Annotated in this window: 7 protein-coding genes; all 7 read right to left on the bottom strand. The window is 58.3% G+C overall.

Annotated elements, in window-relative coordinates:
- Positions 1–160 precede the first annotated feature (160 nt).
- The 7 genes from fusA to AAFM15_RS00890 all read right to left on the bottom strand — a co-directional run bounded on the left by fusA (position 161) and on the right by AAFM15_RS00890 (position 6,922).
- Positions 161–2,263 carry an elongation factor G gene (gene fusA, locus AAFM15_RS00920; protein ID WP_341684815.1) on the bottom strand — a complete coding sequence of 701 codons (2,103 nt, stop codon included), beginning with the start codon at positions 2,261–2,263 and terminating at the stop codon, positions 161–163.
- Positions 2,264–2,453: 190 nt separating this feature from the next.
- Positions 2,454–2,924, bottom strand: coding sequence for a 30S ribosomal protein S7 (rpsG, locus tag AAFM15_RS00915; protein WP_341684814.1), 471 nt, complete (start codon positions 2,922–2,924; stop codon positions 2,454–2,456).
- Positions 2,925–3,080: 156 nt separating this feature from the next.
- Entirely contained in the window at positions 3,081–3,458 is a 378-nt protein-coding gene (gene rpsL, locus AAFM15_RS00910; RefSeq protein WP_214124199.1) for a 30S ribosomal protein S12, read from the bottom strand.
- 143 nt (positions 3,459–3,601) lie between these two features.
- On the bottom strand, positions 3,602–4,690 hold the full coding sequence (locus AAFM15_RS00905; RefSeq protein ID WP_371833061.1) for a D-alanyl-D-alanine carboxypeptidase family protein: 1,089 nt from the start codon (positions 4,688–4,690) through the stop codon (positions 3,602–3,604).
- A 119-nt stretch (positions 4,691–4,809) separates the two neighbouring features.
- The gene (locus AAFM15_RS00900) at positions 4,810–5,430 is read right to left on the bottom strand and encodes an alpha/beta fold hydrolase (protein ID WP_341684812.1); all 621 of its coding nucleotides are present in this window, start codon (positions 5,428–5,430) and stop codon (positions 4,810–4,812) included.
- Entirely contained in the window at positions 5,430–5,774 is a 345-nt protein-coding gene (locus tag AAFM15_RS00895; RefSeq protein ID WP_341684811.1) for a ferredoxin, read from the bottom strand. Before AAFM15_RS00895 ends, AAFM15_RS00900 begins: the two co-directional genes overlap by 1 nt.
- 35 nt (positions 5,775–5,809) lie before the next feature.
- Positions 5,810–6,922, bottom strand: a complete 1,113-nt coding sequence (locus tag AAFM15_RS00890; protein WP_341684810.1) for a VanZ family protein — start codon at positions 6,920–6,922, stop codon at positions 5,810–5,812.
- Between the last annotated feature and the right edge of the window lie 3 nt (positions 6,923–6,925).

The raw sequence follows: 6,925 nt of genomic DNA, 5'->3' as shown, positions 1-6,925 counted from the left end.
CGTGCCCACGTTCACGTGCGGTTTCGTACGTTCAAATTTTTCCTTGGCCATTTCTATCTTCCTTTAAAAGAGCAATGCCCGTGTGTTGGTTTTACGTCTGCATCCGGTTGCTTGATCGCTCGGCACGGGCACCGAGCGGCACCGGATCGCAGACAGGTTCTTATTTAGCGCGTGAAGCGACGATGGCGTCAGCCACGTTCTTCGGCGCTTCAGCGTAGTGCTTGAATTCCATGGTGTAGGTCGCGCGACCTTGCGACATGGAACGCAGCGTGGTGGAGTAACCGAACATTTCGGACAGCGGCACTTCGGCCTTGATGGCCTTGCCACCGCCAACCATGTCGTCCATGCCCTGCACCATACCGCGACGGGAAGACAAGTCACCCATCACGTTACCGGCGTAGTCTTCAGGCGTCTCAACTTCCACGGCCATCATGGGCTCGAGGATGACGGGGTTGGCCTTCTTGGCAGCTTCCTTGAAGCCGAAGATGGCGGCCATCTTGAACGCTTGTTCAGAGGAGTCCACATCGTGGTAAGAACCGAAGGTCAGCGCAACCTTGACGTCCACCACGGGGTAGCCAGCCAGCACGCCGCTGTTGAGCGCTTCTTCCACGCCTTTTTGCACGGCAGGGATGTATTCGCGAGGCACCACACCGCCCTTGATCTCGTCCAGGAACTCGAAGCCCTTGCCGGCTTCGTTGGGCTCCAGACGGAACACCACGTGACCGTACTGGCCCTTACCACCGGACTGACGCACGAACTTGCCGTCGACGTCGGCCACCGTCTTGCGAACGGTTTCGCGGTAAGCCACTTGAGGCTTGCCCACGTTGGCTTCCACGCCGAATTCACGCTTCATGCGGTCCACGATGATTTCGAGGTGCAATTCGCCCATACCACCGATGATGGTCTGGCCGGATTCTTCGTCGGTGTTGACGCGGAAGGAAGGATCTTCAGCGGCCAGACGAGACAGGGCAATGCCCATCTTTTCCTGGTCGGCCTTGGTTTTGGGTTCCACGGCCTGACGGATCACGGGCTCAGGGAAGACCATGCGCTCGAGGGTCACAACAGCTGCGGGATCGCACAGAGTCTCACCTGTGGTCACGTCCTTCAGACCCACGCAAGCAGCGATGTCGCCAGCGCGAATTTCTTCGACTTCTTCACGGTTGTTGGCGTGCATCTGCACGATACGGCCGATACGCTCTTTCTTGCCGCGCACCGCGTTGTAAACGGTATCGCCCTTTTTCAGAACGCCAGAGTAAACGCGCACGAAAGTCAGCTGACCGACGAAGGGGTCAGTCATCAGCTTGAATGCCAGCGCAGAGAACTTCTCGTTGTCGTCGGCCTTGCGGGTCGTTTCCTTCTCGTCTTCGTCGAAGCCGGGAACCGGAGGAACGTCCAAAGGCGAAGGCAGCAGTTCGACCACGGCGTCCAGCATACGCTGCACACCCTTGTTCTTGAAGGCGGTACCGCACAGCATCGGCTGAATTTCAACAGCCAGGGTACGTGCGCGCAGACCAGCGGTGATTTCCTCTTCGGACAAGTCGCCTTCTTCGAGGTACTTGTTCATCAGGTCTTCGTTGGCTTCAGCAGCGGCTTCCACCATCTTCTCGCGCCACTCCTTGGCGGTTTCCAGCAGCTCAGCGGGGATGTCTTCGAAGGTGAACTTCATGCCCTGGGAAGCTTCGTCCCAGATGATGGCCTTCATCTTGCGCAGGTCGACCACGCCCTTGAAGCCTTCTTCGGCACCAATCGGGATCACGATGGGCACAGGGTTGGCCTTCAGGCGCAACTTCATCTGCTCGACGACTTTGAAGAAGTTGGCGCCGGTACGGTCCATCTTGTTCACGAAGGCCAGACGGGGCACGCGGTACTTGTTGGCCTGACGCCACACAGTTTCGGACTGAGGCTGCACGCCGCCCACAGCGCAGTACACCATGCAAGCGCCGTCGAGCACGCGCATGGAACGCTCCACCTCAATGGTGAAGTCCACGTGGCCGGGGGTGTCGATGATGTTGAAGCGGTGCTCGGGGAAGGAGTTGTCCATGCCTTTCCAGAAACAGGTGGTGGCAGCGGACGTGATCGTGATACCACGCTCTTGTTCCTGCTCCATCCAGTCCATGGTGGCAGCGCCATCGTGCACTTCACCGATCTTGTGGTTCACGCCGGTATAGAACAGGATACGTTCGGTGGTGGTGGTCTTGCCGGCGTCAATGTGAGCCGAGATACCAATGTTGCGGTAACGCTCGATGGGGGTGGTGCGAGCCATGATGGTCCTCTTGGGAATTCAGATTGCAAAAATACTAGAAACGCTTACGCCCTACAGGGGTCTGCAGGGCGTAGCGAGCGGCTGTCAGCCTAGGCGCGGGTGGCCGGAAACCGGAACGACCTTGAGGGTCGTGAGGATTTCCGGACGGGCCCCGCAACGACGGATCACAGCCGCGCAGTAGCCCCTCGGCTTAGAAGCGGAAGTGCGAGAACGCCTTGTTGGCTTCGGCCATGCGGTGCACTTCGTCACGCTTTTTCATGGCACCGCCGCGGCCTTCGTTGGCTTCCAGCAGTTCGTTGGCCAGGCGCAGGGCCATGGACTTTTCGCCACGCTTGCGGGCAGCTTCCTTGATCCAGCGCATGGACAGGGCCAGGCGACGGACCGGACGCACTTCAACAGGCACCTGGTAGTTGGCACCACCCACGCGGCGGGATTTCACTTCCACCATGGGCTTGACGTTGTTGATGGCGATGGTGAACAGCTCCAGCGGATCTTTGCCGGTTTTCTGTTCCATGGTTTCCAGAGCACCGTAAATGATGCGCTCGGCAACCGCTTTTTTGCCGCCTTCCATGATCACGTTCATGAACTTGGAGAGCTCGACATTGCCGAACTTGGGATCCGGCAGGATTTCACGTTTAGGGACTTCGCGACGACGTGGCATTTTTCACCTCTTTGCTTCAGTTGATGGCTGGACGTCCTTGTTATCCAGACACCCCGCAAATCCATTTTGAATTTGCACTTACTCGACCCGACAACCGGGTCACTACGCTGAACTGGCTCGTCATGAACCCAGTACAGCACCTTTAAAAACAGCTGCTTATTTGGCCTTGGGCTTTTTCGCGCCGTACTTGGAGCGAGCTTGCTTACGGTCTTTCACACCTTGCAGGTCCAGAGAACCGCGAACGATGTGATAACGCACACCCGGCAAGTCCTTGACACGACCGCCGCGAACCAGCACGACGCTGTGTTCCTGCAGGTTGTGGCCTTCACCACCGATGTAGGAAATGACTTCGAAACCGTTGGTCAGGCGCACCTTGGCGACCTTACGCAGAGCGGAGTTAGGCTTCTTGGGCGTCGTGGTGTACACACGGGTGCACACGCCACGGCGCTGTGGGCAGTTTTGCATCGCAGGGCTTTTGGACTTGATAGTCTCAACTTCTCGCCCCTGACGCACCAGTTGATTGATGGTTGGCATTGATAAACGTCCCTAAACGTTTGGATTGAACACAAATACTTCTCCGCTCCAAATGCGGAAAAGCCCGCCAGTATAGCGTGCCCGCGTACCGGCCACAAGTGGATGCTTCGCGAAGGACAAAACAACAGATAAAAGTATTCTTTTTACTTTAACCAGAGGCGTATTGCGTCCCAGGCTTGACCCAGAACACCGGCTTGCTCAACGCCTTTCAATGCCACCAGCGGCACATTGAGCAAGGCCTCGTCACCACGCATGACTCTGAGCGTACCCAAGGACTGGCCTTTTGCGACCGGTGCAACCAACGGGTCTGGACGCACGACCTGGGTCTTGATCTGCGCAGCACTGCCAGCAGGCACCGCCACCACCAACGGCAAAGGCGAGCCCAGGGCCACGGTGTCGTCCTTGCCCTTCCAGATCTTTGGTGCAGCCACAGGCTGGGCTGCCTCAAACAGTTTGACCGCATCAAAAGCGGTGTATCCCCAGTTCAACAACTTTTGAGCCTCATTGGCACGAGCGTTCTCACTGTCAGCCCCCAGCACGACGGCCAGCAGGCGGCGCGAACCCACATTGGGAAAATCACGTTTGGCCGTGGCCACCAGGCAGTAACCAGCTGCATCGGTGTGGCCCGTCTTCAGGCCATCGACTGTCGGATCGCGAAACAAGAGCAAATTACGGTTGTTGCCGTTGGCCTCGGGCGTACCAGGGTAACGGTATTTCTTGATAGCGTAGTACGCCACCTCATCAGGAAAGTCCCGCATGAGACGTGTGGCCAGGGTGCTCAAGTCACGCGCCGTGGTCACGTGGCCTGCCTCGGCCAGGCCTTCGGGGTTTTTGTAACTAGTGTTTTTCATCCCCAAGGCCTTGGCCTGGGCATTCATCATCTCGACAAAGTATTCGGCGCTACCGCCCACGCCCTCAGCCAGGGCCATGGTCGCATCGTTGCCCGACTGCACAACCATACCCTTGATCAGGTCCTCCACCGGCACCTGCATCTTGGGGTCAATGAACATACGAGCGCCCGGCATTTTCCAGGCCTTGGTGGACACGGGCAAGGTTTGCTTGAGATCGATTTTTCTGGCTCGCAAGGCGTCAAACACCAGATACGCCGTCATCAGTTTGGTCAATGACGCGGGCTCCACCAACATGTCCGGATCTTTGGCGGCCAGCACTTGGTTGGCCGTGACATCCAGCAGCAGGTAGGCCTTGGCCGCAATCTCGGGAGGTCTGGGCATTTGGGCGTGCACTGCGATTGCCGTCAACAGCGCACCCAGCGCACACCAGAATTTGCGTGTATTTTTCATCAGCATTTTTGTCTTCACTGCCAGGACGCCCGCATCACAGCCCGAAAACCTCAGGCACGAAGGTGGCGTACCACCAAGCTTTTGAGCAAAGGCAACTGGCCATGGAAGAAATGTTCCACGCCAGGAATCACCGTGACCGGCAAATGTTGTGGGCGCGCCCAATTCATGACACTGTCCAGGGGGACCGTATCGTCTTGTTCACCATGCAACACCAGTGTGTGCTCATGCACAGCCGCCGGCACAGGTGCCACCTCAAAGCGTGATGCAGCCGTACCCACCAACACCAACTTGGCAACTTGCCGCTCTGCCAGCCCCGCGACCACATGCGTGGTCACAAAAGCACCAAACGAGAACCCGGCCAATGCCAGCGGCCCATGTGGTGCCACTTGCTGCACCACTTGAAACATGTCCTGCGCTTCACCCTGGCCAGCGTCATGCTCGCCTTGCGAGGCACCCACGCCCCGGAAATTGAAACGAACCGCACGCCAGCCACACTGCACAAAAGCACGCGCGAGAGTTTGAACCACCTTGTTGTTCATGGTGCCGCCAAACAAGGGATGGGGGTGCGCGATCACGGCCGTCCCCACGACCGCGCCCTGAGGTTCGTCGAGCAATGCCTCCACAAGACCCGCCTGTCCCTGCAACTGCAAGGCTTGGGTGTGCACGTTCATCAACGGCCCACGCTTTCAGGCAAACGCAAACGCTCAACGACCTCGCCATGCTGCAAGTGGCGCTCCACAATCTCGTCGAGATCGGCTGTGTCGACAAAGGTGTACCAGACAGCCTCCGGGTAAACCACCGCCACAGGCCCACCCGCGCAACGGTCAAGGCATCCCGCCTTGTTCACACGAACCTGCCCGGGGCCGGCCAGCCCCAGATCACGCACCTTTTGCTTGCAGTGGTCGAAGGCCTCCTGGGCCTGGTGCTGGGCACAGCAGGCCTCGCCTTGAGCACGCTGGTTCAGGCAGAAAAAAATATGTCTTTTGAAGTAGCTGGGGTTTTGCGGTTCGCTCATGGTCGAATTTTAGGACCTGGATACGGCTCGCGCCTTCAAGCCCCTGAAGAGGCGTGGTCAAGATGCGGCGAACGACCCACCGACCACAACAAATACAGTAACAAGGCATAAGGCCACAGCCACCCCAACCACTGGATCAAGCCATGGAAGCGAATAAATCGTCCTTGCTCCCAAGTCTGAACAGTCTGCGAAAAATACACATCGGCAGAGGCATTGTTGAGCATTCCAAGCTGCCAGACCACAAACGTCAAGGTCAGCACAAGCGCCATACGGGCGGGCACTCGCAGCAGCAGCAGGCCCAGCACAAGCGCGAGTCCCAAGCCCATGTGAACCTCGGGCGTCACCCACTCCCAGGCATGCTCTGGTCCATAGGTCAACACCGAACTGAGCGCAGAAGCGCACGCCCCCACAATCAGCCCCGAGGCCAGGCACCACACACGCTGCCACATCTGACGCACCACACCGTACCCCAACATGACAGGCAACAGGACTCCCAGACCAATGCACAAAACTTCGTTGATCTGCAACAAGGGCTGAAGCTCAACCTCACGCAGCGGCAACCATTCCAGCCACGGCGTGTCCAGCAGCCACTGGGCCAAAGCATCTTCCAGTCGCTCCAGCACTTGTCCCAGCCCGAAAGGCACTGGCGCCGGAAACAACAAAGCCAGGGGCCAGGTGGCCATCAAGGCCAAGGCGCCGCTGCTGTGGGGCACGAACCATTGCGATCGAAAGCGGCTCCACCGCTCGAGCCAACCCATGGCCAAAAGCACACGCGCCAACACTGCGCCAAGCAATGCACCCAGCACATTGAGCAACGCATCCAGATTGGAAGGTACCCGCATGGGCAAAAAACTTTGAAGGGTTTCCAGCCCCAAAGACAGCAAACCCGCCAACACAACGGCCACTGCGACGGCCGACAAACGCAGGCGCAAACGCAAACGGGCCAAAGCAACCAAGAAGCCTAAAGGCGCGTAGCCCAGCACGTTGGAGACCACATCAAACTGTGTCCAGTACTTTGGCAAAGGGGTCGTCAAATAGGCCCAAGGGGCAATGCCGTGATCGCGCCAACCCTCGCACGGATACAGGCTGGCGTAGACAATCAATACGGCATAAATCCACGACAGGGGGCGAGCTGCTGTGGAAGCCACCGG

The organism is Limnohabitans sp. (genome assembly GCF_038134685.1).
Taxonomy (GTDB): Bacteria; Pseudomonadota; Gammaproteobacteria; order Burkholderiales; family Burkholderiaceae_C; genus Limnohabitans_A.
The sequence above is the reverse complement of the archived record's forward strand: the minus strand, read 5'-3'. Positions and strand labels throughout refer to the sequence as shown.